Here is a 15649-nt window from a genome sequence, read left to right on the forward strand (position 1 = left end):
CCATCCAGTACGAGATCAACGAGATCATCACCGGCCTGATCGGCGTCGTCCTGATCGGCGCCTCCTTCTGGTCCTCCGTGCGCCGCAACCGCGCCCTCGCGGCGGCCGAGGGAAAGGCCGGCTCGGACGACAAGACTGAGGTCTCGTCCGGGGTGTGACGACCCTCCGGGTGAGGAACGCTCTCGACGGGGCGGCCACCGAGGCGATGCCTCGGCGGCCGCCCCGCCGGTCGTCAAGGCCGCGGGTACGGCGACGACCCGCGGTCTCCAAGTGAACGTGGGGGCGGAATGGGCCTGTTCGACGGACTCCGGCGCGGCACCGTGCAGTTCGACTCGGGCGACGCGTCGACCAACGCGATCGAGCTGACCAAGCGGCGCGCGCAGATATCCCTGACCAAGCAGGACGCGGCCACCGGCCATCTGCGGGTCAACCTCAGCTGGCGGATGCGCACCTCCGACATCGGCGGTTCCCAGCGCGAGAGCCTGCTGCGGCACCCCTTCCGGGCCCTGAAGCCACCGGAGGTCATCGGCCACAGCCAGAGCATGGTCAACGTCGACCTCGACCTGGGCTGCCTCTACGAGCTCCAGGACGGCACCAAGGGCGTCGTCCAGCCGCTCGGCGGCTACTTCGGCGACGTCAACGCCCCGCCGTACGTCAAGCTCAGCGGCGACGACCGCTTCGGTTCGGGGTCCGGCGAGACGATGTACATCAACCTCGACCACCGCGACAGCATCAAGCGGCTCCTGGTCTTCGTCTACATCTACGACCAGACACCCGCCTTCGACCGCGCCCAGGCCATCGTGACGCTCTACCCGAGCAACGGCCCCCGCATCGAGATCCATCTCGACGAACGCCAGCCGCAGGCCCGCTCCTGCGCCGTCGTCATGATCGAGAAGGTCAAGGACGAGATCGTGGTGCGCCGCGAGGCCAAGTTCGTCTACGGCTTCCAGGCGGAACTGGACCGGCTGTACGGGTGGGGGCTGCAGTGGGGACGGGGCTACAAGACGAAGGTCGGCCGCTGAACCCGCGGGAGCTCCACGGGCCCGGTGGGCTCTGCGGGCCCGGTGGGCTCCATGGGCCCGGTGGGCTCCATGGGCCCGGTGCTCGCGGCGGGCCCGGCCCCGGCGGCCTCAGCGGCCGAGGAACTGCGGGCCCTGCGGGGGCAGCCGGAAGTCGGGGTCGGGGGCCGCGGTGACCGGCTGCGGGTAGCCGTAGCCGGACGGCGCGCCCGCGGCGGCCGGTGCCTGCGGGTAGCCGTAGGCGGGCCGGCCCGTGGGCTGCGGGTAGCCGTACGCCGGCTGGGTCGCCGGGGGCTGCTGGGGCGGGTAGCCGTACCCGGACTGCGCGGGCACCGCCGCCGTCGGCTGCTCCGGCGGCAGCGGCCGGGACACCTCGGCCGAGGCCGACGAGGCGGCCGGGGGCTGCTGCTGGGCGGAACCGGCCGTGGTGGGAGGCGCGGGCACGGTCGTGGTCGGCTCCTCCGCGGCCTCCGACTCGTCCACCGAGATGCCGAAGTCGGTCGCGAGACCCTTCAGCCCGTTCGAGTAGCCCTCACCCAGCGCCCGGAACTTCCAGCCCTCCCCGCGCCGGTACAGCTCGCCGCAGATCAGCGCGGTCTCCTCACCCGTCTCCGGCTTGACGTCGAAGCACGCCAGCGCCTCCGCGCCGGCGTCCGCCGCGTCGTACAGCAGGATGCGCAGCTCCCGTACGCGGTCGAACGTCACGCCGTCCGCCGAGGCGACCAGCAGGATCCGGCCCACCTCCGGCTCGACCCCGGTGAGCTCCGTCTGGATGGTGTCGGTCAGGCCCTCGGCGTCCCGCTTCTTGCCGAGCCGCCACACCTTCCCGGAAGGGTGGCGGGGCTGGTTGTAGAAGACGAAGTCCTCGTCGGAGCGCACGCGGCCCTCGGGGCCGAGGAGCAGCGCGGAGGCGTCGACGTCCGGAACCCCCTGCCCGGGTGTCCAGCGCAGCACGGCGCGTACCGTGGTGGCTTCCAGCGGGACGTTCGACCCTTTCAGCATCGCGTGCGTCATGCGGTCATCCTGCCTTCTCGGTCCTGCTCACGACAACGCGGGGTGCCGGGTGCCACGAGCGGCACGGACGGCCGCCGGGGACTACCGTCGTCATGGCCGGGTACTGGCTGTGATTGCCCGCGTTACCTGAAATTCATGCCTGACGGGAACCTGGGACATGGACTTCTACGTACTATTACCGGCCAGCTTTCGTCGATTCGCAGGCCGCACCACCACCACGGGGGAGTTCCATGCGTCATTTCGGGCACATCGCCCCTGAGGTGCGGAAGCGTCTCTTCCACCGGGAGCCGTGCGCGTTCACCGCGGACTCCCCGGCCCGGCTGCTCTCCGCCGCCCTGGGCGCCACGCTCTACAGCCCGGCCACCCGGCCACGCCTCGCCGACGACGTGCTCAAGCAGGGCGGACGCGGGGTGGTGTCGATGGTGCTCTGCCTGGAGGACTCGATCGACGACGCGGACGTGGGCCCCGGCGAGGAGAACCTCGTCCGCCAGTTCACGGCCCTCGACCAGCTCCCCGGCCCGGACCTGCCGCTGCTGTTCATCCGCGTCCGCGCCCCGGGGCAGATACCCGACCTCGTGCGGCGGCTGGGCCCCGCCGTCCGCCTGCTGTCCGGGTTCGTCCTGCCCAAGTTCACGGAGGAACGCGGCATCCCCTTCCTGGAGGCCCTGGCGACCGCCGAGGCCGAAAGCGGCCGTCGTCTTTTCGCCATGCCGGTCCTGGAGTCGCCCGAGCTGCTCTACCGCGAGTCGCGCATGGAGACCCTGGAGGGCATCTTCCGCGCCGTCGACAAGTACCGCGACCGCGTCCTCGCCCTGCGCCTCGGCGTGACGGACTTCTGCTCCTCCTACGGGCTGCGCAGAGGCCCCGACATGACCGCCTACGACGTGCAGATCGTCGCCTCCGTGATCGCCGACGTGGTGAACATGCTGGGCCGCGCCGACGGCACCGGCTTCACCGTGACCGGGCCGGTGTGGGAGTACTTCCGGGTCCAGGAGCGCATGTTCAAGCCGCTGCTGCGGCAGAGCCCCTTCCTGGAGGTGCAGGCTGCGGAGCTGCGCGCCAAGCTGATCGAGCACGCCATGGACGGGCTGCTGCGGGAGATCTCCCTGGACCAGGCCAACGGCCTGCTGGGCAAGACCTGCATCCACCCCTCCCACGTGCTGCCGGTGCACGCGCTGTCGGTCGTCAGCCACGAGGAGTTCTCGGACGCCCAGGACATCCTGCGGCCCGAGCGCGGCGGCGGGGGCGTGCTGAGGTCGGCGTACACGAACAAGATGAACGAGGTGAAGCCGCACCGGGCCTGGGCCGAGCGGACGCTCCTGCGCGCCGAGGTTTTCGGCGTGGCCAACGAGGACATCGGCTTCGTGGAACTGCTCGCGGCGGGTCTGCCGAGCTGAGTCCCCGGGTCCGGTACATCGGCCGACGCGACGCAAGGAATCCATGGAGAAGGCAGTGAACGAGGGGCCGCACCACGAGGTGCGCGAGGGCGTCTGGTCCGGCAGCTGGGTCGCCGAGCGGCTCGGTGTCGAGCTCGCCGGTGACGACCGGCTGACCGACCTGCTGGGGCTGGCCCTGCGCCGCAACCCCAAGCGGGCCCACCTGCTGGTGTCCAACGTGCTGGGCAAGCACGTGCCGCAGGCGCCGTCCGTCGTCCGCGGCCACGGGGTGGCCCTGGGCCGCCGGGTGCGTGAGCTGCTGGGCGACGACGAGGCCCGCGAGGCGGTCGTGCTGGGCTACGCGGAGACCGCGACCGGTCTCGGCCACTGCGTCGCCGACGGGCTCGGCCTCGCCCCCTACCTGCACTCCACCCGCCGCCCGGTCGCCGGGCTCGCCCCCGCGGGCGGCTTCGAGGAGTCCCACTCGCACGCCACCTCGCACCTGCTCCTGCCGGAGGACCCGGAACTGCTCGCCGGTGACGGGCCGCTGGTCCTGGTCGACGACGAGTTCTCCACCGGGAACACGGTGCTGAACACCGTGCGCGATCTTCACGCGCGGTATCCGCGGCGGAGGTATGTCGTGGTGGCGCTGGTGGACATGCGGTCCGCTGCCGACGCGGGCCGGCTGGAGGAGTTCGCGCGGGAGATCGGTGCGCGGGTGGATCTCGTGGCGGCGGCCTCGGGGACTGTGCGGCTGCCGGAGGGGGTGCTGGAGAAGGGGCAGGAGCTGGTGGCGCGGTACGCGTCCGAGCGTGCGGCGGGGAGTTCGTCGGCGGGTGCGGCGCCGCCGTGGTCGCGACCAGCCCCCACCGCCCCGCACTCGGACGACGAGGACGCCGCCCCCCACGCCACCCGCGTCGACCTGCACTGGCCGCAGGACCTGCCGGACGGCGGCCGGCACGGCTTCACCCCCGCCCACCGGGAGCGCCTGGAGGCCGCCCTGCCCGGCATGGCGGCCTCGATCGCCGAGGCGCTGCCCGCCGGCGCCCGGCGCGTGCTCGTCCTCGGCTTCGAGGAGCTGATGTACGCCCCGCTGCGGCTCGCCGAGGCCCTGGAGCGGACCACGGACGCCGAGGTGCGCTACTCGACCACGACCCGCTCCCCCGTCCTCGCCGTGGACGACCCCGGCTACGCGATACGCACCCGCCTGGCCTTCCCCGCCCATGACGACCCGGCCGACGGCCCCGGCGAGCGCTACGCCTACAACGTCGCCGGCGCCGGGTTCGACGCCGTCGTCGCCATCGTCGACTCCACGGCGGACACGCCCGCGCTGCACGCCCCCGACGGCCTGCTGGCCGGGCTCGCCGCGCACACCCAGCGGGTCCTGCTCGCCGTCGTACCGTCGTACGCCCCCGCGTACCCCTCCGAGACCCCGCACGCCTCCGAAAGGCCCTCGATGCTGCCCGAGCCCCTCCGCGGCCCCGCCTTCTCGTCGTACGCGCCCGAGGAGGTCGGCTGGCTGCTGCAGGACCTCTCGGACGTGACCCTGGAGGCGCCGACCGAGGAGCGGGAGGAGGCCATCCAGAGCGGCGGCGCGCACTACGCGGAGTCGCTGCCCGTGGAGTACCAGCCGAGCGAGCAGTACCAGGAGCTGTTCCACGCCGCGCTGCGGACCTCGGCGGCCCGGATCGCCCGGGCGGTCGGCGTGGTCACCGAGACGGTCCTCGCCGAGCGGTCCCCGCGTCCCGTCCTGGTCTCCCTGGCCCGCGCGGGCACCCCCGTCGGCATCCTCATGCGCCGCTGGGCCCAGCACCGGCACGGCCTCGACCTGCCGCACTACGCCGTGTCGATCGTCCGCGGCCGCGGCATCGACGCCAACGCCCTGCGCTGGCTCGCCGCCCACCACGACCCCCGGGACGTCGTCTTCGTCGACGGCTGGACCGGCAAGGGCGCCATCACCCGCGAACTCGCCCAGGCCCTGGCGGAGTTCGAGAAATCCGACGGCATCACCGGCTTCGACCCGGAGATCGCCGTGCTGGCCGACCCCGGCTCCTGCGTGCGCACCTACGGCACCCGCGAGGACTTCCTCATCCCCTCCGCCTGCCTCAACTCCACCGTCTCGGGCCTGATCTCGCGGACCGTGCTGCGCGCCGACCTGGTCGGCCCGCACGACTTCCACGGCGCGAAGTTCTACCGCGAACTGGCCGCCACGGACGTCTCGGTGGCGTTCCTGGACGCCGTCGCGGCCCGCTTCCCCGAGGTCGCGGACGCCGCCTGTGCCCAGGCCAAGGAGCTGCTCGCCGCCGACCGCTCGCCCACCTGGGAGGGCTGGTCCGCCGTCGAGCGCATCAGCGAGGAGTACGGCATTCACGACGTCAACCTCGTCAAGCCCGGCGTCGGCGAGACCACCCGCGTGATGCTGCGCCGCGTGCCCTGGAAGGTCCTGGCGCGCGCCGGTGCGGGCAGCGACCTCGACCACGTCCGTCTCCTGGCACAGCAACGCGGCGTGCCCGTCGAGGAGGTGGCCGGCCTGCCCTACACCTGCGTCGGCCTGATCCACCCCAAGTACACCCGGGGCGCGACCGGCGCCGACGGCAAGGCGGTGACGCTCTGATGCCCGTGCTCGTCGCGAGCGACCTCGACCGCACCCTGATCTACTCCGCCGCGGCCCTGGCGCTGACCATGCCGGACGCGCGGGCGCCCCGGCTGCTGTGCGTGGAGGTGCACGAGAGCAGGCCGCTGTCGTACATGACCGAGACGGCGGCGGGCCTGCTGAGCGAACTGGGCGACGCGGCCGTGTTCGTGCCGACGACGACCCGGACGCGCAAGCAGTACCAGCGCATCAACCTGCCGGGACCCCCGCCCAGGTACGCGATCTGCGCCAACGGCGGCCACCTCCTCGTCGACGGCGTCTCCGACCCCGACTGGCACGCGCGGGTGACCGCACGGCTGGCCGACCAGTGCGCGCCCCTGGCGGAGGTGCAGGAACACCTGCTCAGGGCCGCCGACCCGGTGTGGGTGCGCAAGCACCGCGTCGCCGACGACCTCTTCGCCTACCTCGTCGTCGAGCGCGAACTGCTCGACGAGGACTGGGTGAAGGAACTCGGGGTGTGGGCGGAGAACCGCGGCTGGACCGTGTCGCTCCAGGGCCGCAAGATCTACGCGGTGCCCAAGCCGCTGACCAAGAGCGCGGCGATGCGGGAGGTCGCGCGGCGGACCGGCGCCGGTCTCACGCTCGCCGCGGGGGACTCCCTGCTCGACACCTACCTGCTCCTCGCGGCGGACCAGGGCTGGCGGCCCGGCCACGGGGAGCTGGCCGACACGGGCTTCACGGCCCCCTCGATCAGGGTGCTTCCCGAGCGTGGCGTGCTCGCCGGGGAGCGGATTCTGCGGGAGTTCCTGGGGGCGGTACGGGGCGCCTGAGAACCCGGGTGTCCTGGTCGTCGTCGTGCGGGTGCGGCCGCGCGGAGGCTTGTCGCGCGGTTTCCCGGCCCTCTTCGGGGCGCCGTCGCAGCAGCCGCATCGCGATGAACGCCACGACCGCCAGGGCCGCCAGGGCCAGGACCACCTTGGAGTAGGTGGAGACGAGGTCCGACACGGTGTGCCAGTTCGCGCCGAGGAAGTAGCCCGCGAGCACGAACACCGTGTTCCAGATCGCGCTGCCCAGGGTGGTCAGGCCCAGGAACACCGGCAGGCGCATGCGCTCCACGCCCGCCGGCACGGAGATCAGGCTGCGGAAGATCGGGATCATCCGGCCGAAGAACACGGCCTTGGTGCCGTGCTTCAGGAACCACGCCTCGGTCTTCTCGATGTCCGAGACCTTCACCAGCGGCAGCCGGCCCGCGATCGCCACCGTCCGGTCCCGGCCGAGCAGCGCCCCGACCCCGTACAGGGCGAGCGCGCCGATCACCGAGCCGGCCGTCGTCCACAGCAGGACGGCGAGCAGGCTCATGCGGCCGCTGCTCGCGGCGAATCCGGCCATGGGCAGGATCACCTCGCTGGGCAGCGGCGGGAACAGGTTCTCCAGGGCGATGGCGAGACCGGCACCCGGCGCGCCCAGCGCGTCCATGAGGTCGTTGACCCACTGCGGTCCGGCGTCCGCGGCGATGGCTGTCATGCCCCCACGCTAGGAAACCGGACCTGAAGGGATCCTGAGGAACCGGACCCGGGGCCCGGGGGAGAGGGCGTCAGCCGCAGCAGCCGCCACCGCAGCAGCCGCCTCCGCCGCCGCCCGCGCGGGGCGCCGGGGCGGGAGCGGCCGCCGAGCCGCCCACCGCGACGGTGGACAGGAGCTTCACCGTGTCGTCGTGCCCCGAGGGGCAGGCCGCGGGAGCGGAGGACTCGGCCATGGGGCGGCTGAGTTCGAACGTGTCGCCGCAGGTACGGCAGCGGTACTCGTAGCGAGGCATGGGCACAGGTTAACCGGCGCGGTCAGTGGCCCGCCGCCCCCCGTTCCTCCCGGATCAGGGCCACGACGTGCGCCACGGCCCGGCGTACCCCCTCCGTCTCGTTGAGGAAGTGCCAGTAGTCCGGGTGGCGGCCCTCCAGCGTGGTGACGGCGCGCTCCAGGCGGGCCACGGCGTCGTCCAGGGGGCGGGCGTGGCGTGGGTCCGGGGTGTTGCGGCCGGCCATCGCCAGGCGCTGGGCGTCGCGGATGGCGAAGCGGGTGCGGTCGATCTCCTGCTGGGGGTCCTTCTGCACGGCGTTCAGCCGGTGCAGGCGGTCACCGGCGGCGGAGACCGCCTCGTCGGTGGTGTTCAGCAGGGCGCGCACGGTCGACAGCAGGGCGGTGGCGTCGGCCCAGCGCTGCTCGTCGCGGGCGGCGCGGGCCTCGGCGAGCCTCGTCTCGGCCCGGCGGACGTTCTCGGCGGCCGTGTCGGGGACGTGCTGCAGGTCCTGCCAGCAGGCGGCCGTGAAGCGGCGGCGCAGTTCGCTGAGGATCGGATCGACCTGCTCGGAGCGGGTGGTGAGGGCCTGGGCGCGGGTGCGCAGGGAGATGAGCCGGCGGTCGATCTCGGCGGCGCGCTCCGGCAGCCGCTCGGCCTCGACGCGCACGGCCTCCGCCGCGCGGGTCACGCGCTCGGCCCGCTCCAGGGTCTGCGGTACGCCGTGCCGGCCCGCGCCCTGGTTGAGCTTGGTGAGCTCGGGCGAGAGGGCGGCGAGCCGGGCGGCGAGGTCGTCCGCCTTCAGTTCCGTGGCCCGGACGGCGTCGAGGGCGTTGGAGGCGGCGAGCAGAGCCTGGCGGGCGCGTTCGACCGCGGGGGCGAGGCGGGCCAGCTGGGTCTCCGCCTTGCCGAGCAGGGGGCCGAGGCCGTCGGTGAACCGGTCCAGCTCCTGCTTGACCCGGTCGAGTTCCTCCCTGGCGGCGGTCAGTTCGCCGCGGGCGCGGGCGGCGGCCGAGGCCTCCAGGTCGTCGCGGTCCAGGTCGTGTGCGTCGACGGCCTCGATGTACCGGTGGCTGGCCTCGTCGATGCGCCGGCCCAGGGCGTCGAAGTCGCTGACGGCGCGCCGGGCGGCGGGGGAGTCGTCGACCGCGGTGATCGTCTCGATGGAGATGCGCAGGTCGCGCTGCGCGGTGTCGAGTTCGTAGAAGGCCGCGGCGGCGGCGTCCTTCGCGGCCTGCGCCTCGGCCCGCTGGTTCTCGGCCCGGTTGCCGAACCAGCGGCGGGTCCCGCCGCCCGCGAAGGCGGCGGGCAGGACCAGCGCGGCCAGCAGCGGCAGGGCGACCAGGGCCAGCGTGTCGCCGAGCGGGCCGGGTCCGCGGACGGGGCGGTGACGCGGGCGGCGTGCGCGCGGCACCGACGGCGAGTACGGCTGCGCTGGTGTCGCCGTCACATCCCTCTCCCGTGCTGTGGTCCACCCTGCCCGGTGTCATTCTCCCACCGGTAAGGGACGAACACACGGGCCGATCAGTTCGCCGTGCGGACCGTCACTTTGCCGTCGCCGGTGCGGGCGGACACCACGTGGGCGCTGCTGTCGTCGCGCGGCACGGACACGTCGACGCCGCCGTCGCCGGTCTCGGTGGTCACGCGGTAGGTGGCGCGGGGCAGGGCGATGGTCACGGAGCCGTCCTCGGTGCGGGAGTCCACGCGGTCGGGTACGGCGCCGAGTTCGAGGCGGACGGAGCCGTCGCCGCTGTGGGTGCGCACGTCGCGGGAGGAGACGTCGGCCCGGATGGAACCGTCGCCCGTGCGCATGCGCAGCGGCCCGGTGGCGTCGGAGACACGGATCGATCCGTCGCCGGTGCGCAGCTGGAGGGGGCCGGTGGTGTCGGTGACGCGGACGGAGCCGTCGCCCGTGCGGATGTTCAGCGGGTCGCGGAAGCCCTGGGCATGGACGCTGCCGTCGCCGTCCCGGACGTTCACGGTGATGCCGCGGGGCACCTCGACGCGGTGCCTGGCCGAGCAGTCGGCGACGAAGCCGGAGCACTTCAGCCGCAGGACCAGCCGGTCGTCCCGCATGGTCCAGGTGACGTCGGGATCCTCGCCGAGGACGACCGAGCCCTCGAACCAGCGCGTGACCTCGATCCTGCCCGTGGGGTTGCCGTCGGCGGCGACGATCTCCAGGGCGGAGTCGTCGGAGTCGACGGTGAGGGTGCGGCCCTGGAGGCCGAAGGTCCGGCGCTCGGGGTCGTCGTCCTCCCCGGCGGAGGCGCAGGCGCCGAGCCCGGCGACGAGCACGGCGACGGCACCGGCGACGGCGGCCGTGCGGGCGAGGGCGGGGCGGGTGCGGGCGCTGGTGGTGCCGCTGGTCGTGGCGCGGGTGGTGCGGGTGGCGCGGGCCATGATGGTCTCCCCCTGGACGGACGACGGGCGCTCTCGGGCGCTCTACGACCGTAGGGAACCGCCGCCCGCCGGGGGATCCGGGCGGCTCCCGGATCAGGGGTGGGGATAACCCCCCGGCGGTGCCCCGGCGGTGACCCGCGATACGGGTTTGCGGGACCGTGCCCCGGGCCATGTAGGCTGTCCACTCGTCCTGGGCACGTGTCCCGGGAGCCGGGTGCGTAGCTCAGGGGTAGAGCGCCTGCCTTACAAGCAGGATGTCGGCGGTTCGAAACCGTCCGCGCCCACGGTCACCGAACGGCGAGAGGCCCCCAGGGAGATCCCTGGGGGCCTCTTCCGCGTCCGTGGCGGCGGGCGGGGCTACGGCGACGCCTCGCCCCCTTCGTCCGGCGGAGTCTCGTGGGCGTGTTTCAGCTGGGAGCGGGCCGTCACCCGGTCGGGGCCGGTGAGTTCGGACCAGTAGCGGTGCGTGCTGACGAACACCGCGAGTTCGTGCTCCCGGCGCCGGAGTTTCTCCACCTCGGCCTGTTCGTCGGCGGTCCAGCCGGGGGAGGCGGGGCGTTCCACCTTGCGCCAGCCGTTGTCGTCGCTGAAGCCGTCCAGCGGCTCCACCGACCAGGGAAGTCGCTTCAGAAGGGCCGACAGCTCGGCCCGGACCTGATGGAGTTCCTCCTGACCGGCGAGGAGGTCACTCGGAAAGTCATAGGTCGTAGCCACGGCCCAATGATACGCCTGTTCGATTTACGGGTGCGAGTTCCTTCCTGTGGTTCATGCGAACGGGTGTACCCCCCGCCTCAGCTCGCCCACCACCCGCTCCGTCACCGGGGCCGGGATCCCGTGGCGCTCGGCCGCGCGGAGCAACGCCCCGCCGATCGCGTCCAGTTCGAGCGGCCGGCCCGCCTCCGCGTCGCGCTGCATCGACGACTTCATCCCGGCCGGGAACGCGTCGTAGCGGGCGAGGGCCCCGGCCGGGTCCGACGGGCCGCCGCACGCGCGGCTGATCTCGGCCGTCTCCTCCACCAGGGCCGTCAGTTCGGCGCGGTGGTGCGTGCGGACGTCCCCGAGGGGAAGGCCGTGGCGGGTGGTGAGCAGGGCGAGGGGGCCAGGAAGGACATCTTCGCCCACAGGGTCGCCGTCTCGTCGTCCTGCACCCGGGTGTCCGGGCCGGCGGCGTTCAGCGCCTGCGCGAGGGCGTCGAGGCGGGGGCGGGGGACGTCCGTGCCGGCCAGGTCGATCTCCGCGAACGGACTGGTGTGTTCGACGACGCCCGGGGCGACCCGGGTCGACTCGACGCGGATGACGGCGGGCGCGACACGGCCGGGGCGGTAGCGGGCCCGCAGGGCCGCCGGGTGTTCGACGCCGTTCAGGAACGGCACGACGAGCCCGTCGCCCACGGCGGCGGCGGGCACGCGCCGCAGGGCCGTGTCGAGGGCGGTGTGCTTGACGGTCACCAGGCAGGCGTCGACCGGCTCGCGCAGCCCGGTGCCGGCCTCGACGCGGGCCGTGAAGTCGCCGAAGCGGGCGCTGCGGACGCGGAGGCCGTCGGTGCGCAGGGTCCGCGCCGTCTCCTCGCCGGACAGGCAGATCACGCGGTGGCCCGCCCGGGACAGCAGGGCGGCGAGCAGGCCGCCCACGCCACCCGGGCCCAGGACGGCCACCGTCAGTTCGTTCGTGGCGGAGTGCGCCATGAGAGGTCCTCTCGTCGGTCGGCCCCGGATGGTGGCCGCCTGAGCATGATCATGGCAGGAATCGCTGTCGCGGGAGTGACGAAGGGGTGAGACTGGGGGCATGTGCCGGAGTATCAAGACCCTGCGTCCGCCCGCGCTGCCCGAAGAGGCCACGGAGGAGGACATCCGCGCCGCCGCGTTGCAGTACGTGCGGAAGGTGTCGGGCTTCCGCGCCCCCGCGGCGCACAACCAGGAGGTGTTCGACCGCGCCGTGGAGGCCGTCGCGCTGGCCACGGCCGAGCTGCTCGACGGGCTGGAGGTCCGGGGCTCCTCGGGGGCGGCCCGGCAGGCGGGTTAGAGCACGGCGGGCGACGTCCTCACGCCGGCTGCGGTTCCGCGCGCGGGGCCGGGACGGTGGCGCCCTCCCACAGCTTGGCCAGGCGCTGGTAGCCGTAGACCACCGAGGCCATGACCAGCAGCAGGAGCGGTCCGGCGAGCCACGGGTACCGGGCCATCTCCAGCGGTGCGAAGCGGTACGCCGTCAGGAGCGCGGCGAAGACGACCGTCCCGTAGCCGACGAGCAGGAGCCCCGCCCGGTCCCCGCCGCGGTCGAAGGTGCGCAGCGCCGCCTCGATCGTGTAGGCGAACACCACACCGGCGACGAGGTCCACGCCGTAGTGCCAGCCGAAGCCCAGCGTCGCGGCGAGGGTGGCGATCAGCCAGAACGTGCCGGCCAGGCGCAGCGCGCGCGGGCCCCTGCGGGAGTGGAGGAAGATCGCGGTGGCCCACGCCGTGTGCAGGCTGGGCATGCAGTTGCGCGGGGTGATCTCGTCGAAGGGCAGCGCGTACGGGGCGGTCACGGCCGGCAGCGTGTGCGGCCACAGGTCGGCCGCCGCCCACCGCCCGCCCTCGGGTCCGTAGGCGAAGACCGGCCCGACCACGGGGTAGATCATGTAGACGGCCGGTCCGACCAGGCCGATCACCAGGAAGGTGCGCACCAGGTGGTGGCGCGGGAAGCGCCGCTCGGCCGCCACGTCGCGCAACTGGTACAGGGCGACGACGACCGCGGCCACCGCGAGCTGGGCGTAGACGTAGTCGAGGGCGTGCTCGCCGACCGGGCCACTGGCCTCCAGCAGCCGGCCGGCCAGCCACGACGGGTTGCCCAGGGCGTGGTCGGCCATCGCGATGTACGGGTCGAGCACGACCGGGCGGGTCTGCGAGGTGATCAGCAGCCAGGTGTCACCGGTCTTGCGGCCGGTCACCAGCAGCAGGCCCAGCCCCACGCCCTTCAGCAGCAGGAGGCGTTCCGGGCCGGTGCGGCGGGTCAGGGCGAGGACCCCGACGCCCAGGACGACCCACAGGGCGCCGTTGCCGAAGGGGTGGCCGTCCGTCAGGTCGGCACCGATCGCCCACCGGACCGCCAGGAAGACGAGGTCGATGCCGAGCGCCGCCCCCAGGGCGATCAGCCGCTGCCGCCAGGTGAGCACCACCAGCGTCAGCGCCATGCCGGCGTACAGCAGGAAGCCGGACTTGGGGGCCTGGACCACCTCGCGCGCCTGCGTGGTGATCGGCCCGGGCACGCCGAGGTGACGCGCCACGATCTCGAGCGCGACGAGGAATCCCAGGGTGAGCACGCCCGCGCCGGCCCACAGCAGCGTCCGTGGATGCCGTCGTGCGGTGGCGGTGATCCGTCCTGCCCGGGAGGTCCCGGGGTCTTTCCGCGTCGCGGTGGTCGTCAATGTCTCAGCCGCTTCCTGGTCGGAGTGGTCGTTCAGGGGGCGTGGTGAGGCCCGGCCCCGGGCTACGACGGCCTCGGCTCGCGCCGCATCAGGTACGCCGCCCCGGCCCCGGCCGCGAACAGCGCCCCGACCGACACCCCCGCGGCCAGCCAGCTCGCGCCCAGCCAGTGGGCGCCGAACCAGCCGAGGGCGACGCTGTAGCAGGCCCAGGTCAGGCCGGCGAGGGCGGACCAGGGGAGGAAGTCGCGGGCACGGCGGTGCGCGGCGCCCGCGCCGAGGGAGACGACCGAGCGGCCGGCGGGAGCGAACCGGGCGAGGACGACGAGCGCGCCGCCGCCCCGCGCGAGGGCGGCGCCGAGACGTTCCTGCGCGGTGGTCAGCCGCCGGGACCGCGAGATGGCCCGCTCCAGCCTTGCACCGCCGCGCCAGGCGAGCCGGTAGGCGACCAGGTCACCGAGGACGGAGGCGGTGGCCGCGCACAGGATCAGCACGAGGATGTCGGGCACGTCGGTCGCCGAACCCGCTGCCGCCGCCGTGGCCGCCGTGATCACCAGGACGCCGCTGGGCAGCACCGGCAGGAACACGTCCAGCAGCACGGACAGCGCGACCACCGCATAGATCCATGGGCCGCCGACCAGCGACCCCACCTGCTCCAGCACCGCGACTCCCCGTGATCCCCCGTGGGCCAGACCGTGCCGCGATGACGCGGGGGGAGCGGCAGGGGTGGCCGATGACAGCCATACAGCGTACGCGGGGGTGTGACGGGTGGTTCACGGGGGGCTCGTGTGTTCGGTACGGAGTGTTCACCTCGTCCCGGCTCGTCCCCATGTCACCCGGCTGCCGCGCCCCGGGGAGCGGGGGGCGCGGGCGTCCCGTAGCAACGGGAGGAGGCCGGGCCCGCTCCGAGGGCCCGGACGAGGTGAGGAACGGTGGAGACGATGCTGGCTGGGATATGCGCGGGGGCCGTCGCCGCCGCCCTGTTCGCGAGCGGCCCGGGCGGTGGCGAGGGCTGGGTGATGCGGACGGACGCCCGGTTCGCCCCGCCGGGCGCCGCGCAGCGGTCGCCGGCGCTGACGTACGACCGCGCCCTCGTGCCGGTGGCCTCCTGGATCGAGGTCGGCCAGCGCACGGCGCCCGGTGGTGCCACGACCGTCCGGCTGCGGGTGACCGGGATGCGGCCCGGACACGCCTACGGCGTCCATGTGCACCGCGAGCCCTGCGGCGCCGACCCGGAGGCCGCCGGCGGGCACTACCAGCACCGGCCGTCGGCCGATCCGCACCACGTCGGTCCGCACAACGAGGTCTGGCTGGACTTCACCGCGGACCGGCACGGCCGGGGCGCGGCGAGCGCCCGGCACCCCTGGGGCTTCCGGCGGGCCGAGGCGTCCTCGGTGGTGCTCCACGACGCGCCGGGCGGCGCGGGGGCGCGCCTGGCCTGCTTCACGGTGCCCTTCGGATGGGCGGCCGGGAGCCCGTGAGGGGACGAGCGGAACGGGCCCCGGATCCGGCCGGGCGCGAACGGCGCCTCCGAGCGCACGGGAAGACGCCGTTCGCGGCCGTCGGGAACGGCAGGGGGGTCAGACGGCCACCGGCGCCTGGTCCGCCGCCGGCCGGCCGGGTCCGGAGGTGCGCCGCGTCAGCAGCCGGTCCAGGCCGAAGGCGCCCGAGCCGGTGAAGATCAGCAGGAACATGGCCCAGCAGTACATGGCCGCACCCTCGCCGTTGTTCTGGATCGGCCACAGCGCCTCCGGCTGGTGGACCTTGAAGTACGCGTAGGCCATCGCGCCGGAGGAGACGAAGGCCGCGATCCGGGTGCCGAGCCCGAGCAGCACCAGGGTGCCGCCGACGAGCTCGATGACGGCGGCGTACCAGTTCGGCCAGGCGCCGGTGGCGGCCGTGCCGCCGTTGCCGTCCGCGCCGCCGAGCACGCCGAAGAGCGCGACGGCGCCGTGGCAGGCGAACAGCAGGCCGATGACGATCCGGAACAGCGCCAGGGCGTATGGCTGGACGCCGTTGAGGCGAGCGGTCATGTGGGGTCTCCTTCGGTCGGCC

16 protein-coding genes, 1 tRNA gene and 1 pseudogene are annotated in these 15649 nt (G+C 73.9%); 8 read left to right on the forward strand and 10 right to left on the reverse strand.

Annotated features, from left to right (window positions below):
• A partial coding sequence (locus ACF07N_RS33050; RefSeq protein WP_392120531.1) for a DUF475 domain-containing protein occupies positions 1-158 on the forward strand: 158 nt, incomplete at its 5' end.
• A 129-nt stretch (positions 159-287) separates the two neighbouring features.
• Positions 288-1022, forward strand: coding sequence for a Tellurium resistance (locus ACF07N_RS33055; protein WP_383323108.1), 735 nt, complete (start codon positions 288-290; stop codon positions 1020-1022).
• Positions 1023-1130: 108 nt separating this feature from the next.
• Here ACF07N_RS33055 and ACF07N_RS33060 read toward each other — a convergent pair whose 3' ends face one another.
• Positions 1131-2033 (reverse strand): TerD family protein, encoded by a 903-nt coding sequence (locus ACF07N_RS33060; protein ID WP_392120132.1) that lies wholly within the window; start codon positions 2031-2033, stop codon positions 1131-1133.
• A 230-nt stretch (positions 2034-2263) separates the two neighbouring features.
• Between ACF07N_RS33060 and ACF07N_RS33065 the strand changes: the two genes are divergently transcribed.
• The 3 genes from ACF07N_RS33065 to ACF07N_RS33075 are packed head-to-tail and all read left to right on the forward strand — an operon-like array spanning position 2264 to position 6832.
• Positions 2264-3430, forward strand: coding sequence for an HpcH/HpaI aldolase/citrate lyase family protein (locus ACF07N_RS33065; RefSeq protein WP_383323114.1), 1167 nt, complete (start codon positions 2264-2266; stop codon positions 3428-3430).
• Positions 3431-3473: 43 nt separating this feature from the next.
• Complete coding sequence (locus ACF07N_RS33070) at positions 3474-6023, forward strand: phosphoribosyltransferase (RefSeq protein ID WP_392120134.1); 2550 nt, start codon at positions 3474-3476, stop codon at positions 6021-6023.
• On the forward strand, positions 6023-6832 hold the full coding sequence (locus tag ACF07N_RS33075; protein WP_392120137.1) for an HAD family hydrolase: 810 nt from the start codon (positions 6023-6025) through the stop codon (positions 6830-6832). The genes ACF07N_RS33070 and ACF07N_RS33075 overlap by 1 nt, the downstream gene beginning before the upstream one ends.
• Here the strand turns inward: ACF07N_RS33075 and ACF07N_RS33080 are convergent.
• The 4 genes from ACF07N_RS33080 to ACF07N_RS33095 form a co-directional block, all read right to left on the reverse strand.
• Positions 6753-7526, reverse strand: a complete 774-nt coding sequence (locus ACF07N_RS33080; RefSeq protein ID WP_392120140.1) for a DedA family protein — start codon at positions 7524-7526, stop codon at positions 6753-6755. The two genes, ACF07N_RS33075 and ACF07N_RS33080, sit on opposite strands and share 80 nt — an antisense overlap.
• A gap of 70 nt (positions 7527-7596) precedes the next feature.
• Entirely contained in the window at positions 7597-7818 is a 222-nt protein-coding gene (locus tag ACF07N_RS33085; RefSeq protein WP_392120143.1) for a zinc ribbon domain-containing protein, read from the reverse strand.
• Positions 7819-7840: 22 nt separating this feature from the next.
• The gene (locus tag ACF07N_RS33090) at positions 7841-9244 is read right to left on the reverse strand and encodes a hypothetical protein (protein ID WP_392120145.1); all 1404 of its coding nucleotides are present in this window, start codon (positions 9242-9244) and stop codon (positions 7841-7843) included.
• Positions 9245-9318: 74 nt separating this feature from the next.
• A complete protein-coding gene (locus ACF07N_RS33095) occupies positions 9319-10194 on the reverse strand; it encodes a DUF4097 family beta strand repeat-containing protein (RefSeq protein ID WP_392120147.1) in 876 nt (291 codons plus the stop codon).
• 212 nt (positions 10195-10406) lie between these two features.
• On the opposite strand from ACF07N_RS33095, the gene ACF07N_RS33100 reads away from it, so the two are divergent.
• Positions 10407-10478 (forward strand) — tRNA-Val (locus tag ACF07N_RS33100).
• A 73-nt stretch (positions 10479-10551) separates the two neighbouring features.
• Here the strand turns inward: ACF07N_RS33100 and ACF07N_RS33105 are convergent.
• Both ACF07N_RS33105 and ACF07N_RS33110 read right to left on the reverse strand, forming a co-directional pair.
• Complete coding sequence (locus ACF07N_RS33105; RefSeq protein ID WP_383323132.1) at positions 10552-10908, reverse strand: hypothetical protein; 357 nt, start codon at positions 10906-10908, stop codon at positions 10552-10554.
• 51 nt (positions 10909-10959) lie between these two features.
• Positions 10960-11879, reverse strand: a pseudogene (locus ACF07N_RS33110) (ketopantoate reductase family protein).
• Between the two features lie 100 nt (positions 11880-11979).
• On the opposite strand from ACF07N_RS33110, the gene ACF07N_RS33115 reads away from it, so the two are divergent.
• Positions 11980-12216 carry a DUF2277 domain-containing protein gene (locus tag ACF07N_RS33115; RefSeq protein ID WP_383323138.1) on the forward strand — a complete coding sequence of 79 codons (237 nt, stop codon included), beginning with the start codon at positions 11980-11982 and terminating at the stop codon, positions 12214-12216.
• 19 nt (positions 12217-12235) lie between these two features.
• Here the strand turns inward: ACF07N_RS33115 and ACF07N_RS33120 are convergent, their stop codons facing one another.
• Positions 12236-13546, reverse strand: a complete 1311-nt coding sequence (locus ACF07N_RS33120; RefSeq protein WP_392120533.1) for a phosphatase PAP2 family protein — start codon at positions 13544-13546, stop codon at positions 12236-12238.
• Between the two features lie 113 nt (positions 13547-13659).
• A complete protein-coding gene (locus ACF07N_RS33125) occupies positions 13660-14256 on the reverse strand; it encodes a DedA family protein (protein WP_383323144.1) in 597 nt (198 codons plus the stop codon).
• A 279-nt stretch (positions 14257-14535) separates the two neighbouring features.
• Between ACF07N_RS33125 and ACF07N_RS33130 the strand changes: the two genes are divergently transcribed.
• Positions 14536-15075 carry a superoxide dismutase family protein gene (locus ACF07N_RS33130; protein ID WP_392120150.1) on the forward strand — a complete coding sequence of 180 codons (540 nt, stop codon included), beginning with the start codon at positions 14536-14538 and terminating at the stop codon, positions 15073-15075.
• Positions 15076-15174: 99 nt separating this feature from the next.
• Here the strand turns inward: ACF07N_RS33130 and ACF07N_RS33135 are convergent, their stop codons facing one another.
• Positions 15175-15627, reverse strand: coding sequence for a DoxX family protein (locus ACF07N_RS33135; RefSeq protein ID WP_392120153.1), 453 nt, complete (start codon positions 15625-15627; stop codon positions 15175-15177).
• Positions 15628-15649 lie beyond the last annotated feature (22 nt).

Source organism: Streptomyces sp. NPDC015242 (assembly GCF_043079125.1).
GTDB lineage: Bacteria > Actinomycetota > Actinomycetes > Streptomycetales > Streptomycetaceae > Streptomyces.

What these genes read in the sequence shown, in the direction of transcription:
- ACF07N_RS33055 (WP_383323108.1), top strand. Translation starts at nt 288, where the DNA reads ATGGGCCTGTTCGACGGACTCCGGCGCGGCACCGTGCAGTTCGACTCG.
- ACF07N_RS33060 (WP_392120132.1), bottom strand. Translation starts at nt 2,033, where the DNA reads ATGACGCACGCGATGCTGAAAGGGTCGAACGTCCCGCTGGAAGCCACC.
- ACF07N_RS33065 (WP_383323114.1), top strand. Translation starts at nt 2,264, where the DNA reads ATGCGTCATTTCGGGCACATCGCCCCTGAGGTGCGGAAGCGTCTCTTC.
- ACF07N_RS33070 (WP_392120134.1), top strand. Translation starts at nt 3,474, where the DNA reads ATGGAGAAGGCAGTGAACGAGGGGCCGCACCACGAGGTGCGCGAGGGC.
- ACF07N_RS33075 (WP_392120137.1), top strand. Translation starts at nt 6,023, where the DNA reads ATGCCCGTGCTCGTCGCGAGCGACCTCGACCGCACCCTGATCTACTCC.
- ACF07N_RS33080 (WP_392120140.1), bottom strand. Translation starts at nt 7,526, where the DNA reads ATGACAGCCATCGCCGCGGACGCCGGACCGCAGTGGGTCAACGACCTC.
- ACF07N_RS33085 (WP_392120143.1), bottom strand. Translation starts at nt 7,818, where the DNA reads ATGCCTCGCTACGAGTACCGCTGCCGTACCTGCGGCGACACGTTCGAA.
- ACF07N_RS33095 (WP_392120147.1), bottom strand. Translation starts at nt 10,194, where the DNA reads ATGGCCCGCGCCACCCGCACCACCCGCGCCACGACCAGCGGCACCACC.
- ACF07N_RS33115 (WP_383323138.1), top strand. Translation starts at nt 11,980, where the DNA reads ATGTGCCGGAGTATCAAGACCCTGCGTCCGCCCGCGCTGCCCGAAGAG.
- ACF07N_RS33130 (WP_392120150.1), top strand. Translation starts at nt 14,536, where the DNA reads ATGCTGGCTGGGATATGCGCGGGGGCCGTCGCCGCCGCCCTGTTCGCG.
- ACF07N_RS33135 (WP_392120153.1), bottom strand. Translation starts at nt 15,627, where the DNA reads ATGACCGCTCGCCTCAACGGCGTCCAGCCATACGCCCTGGCGCTGTTC.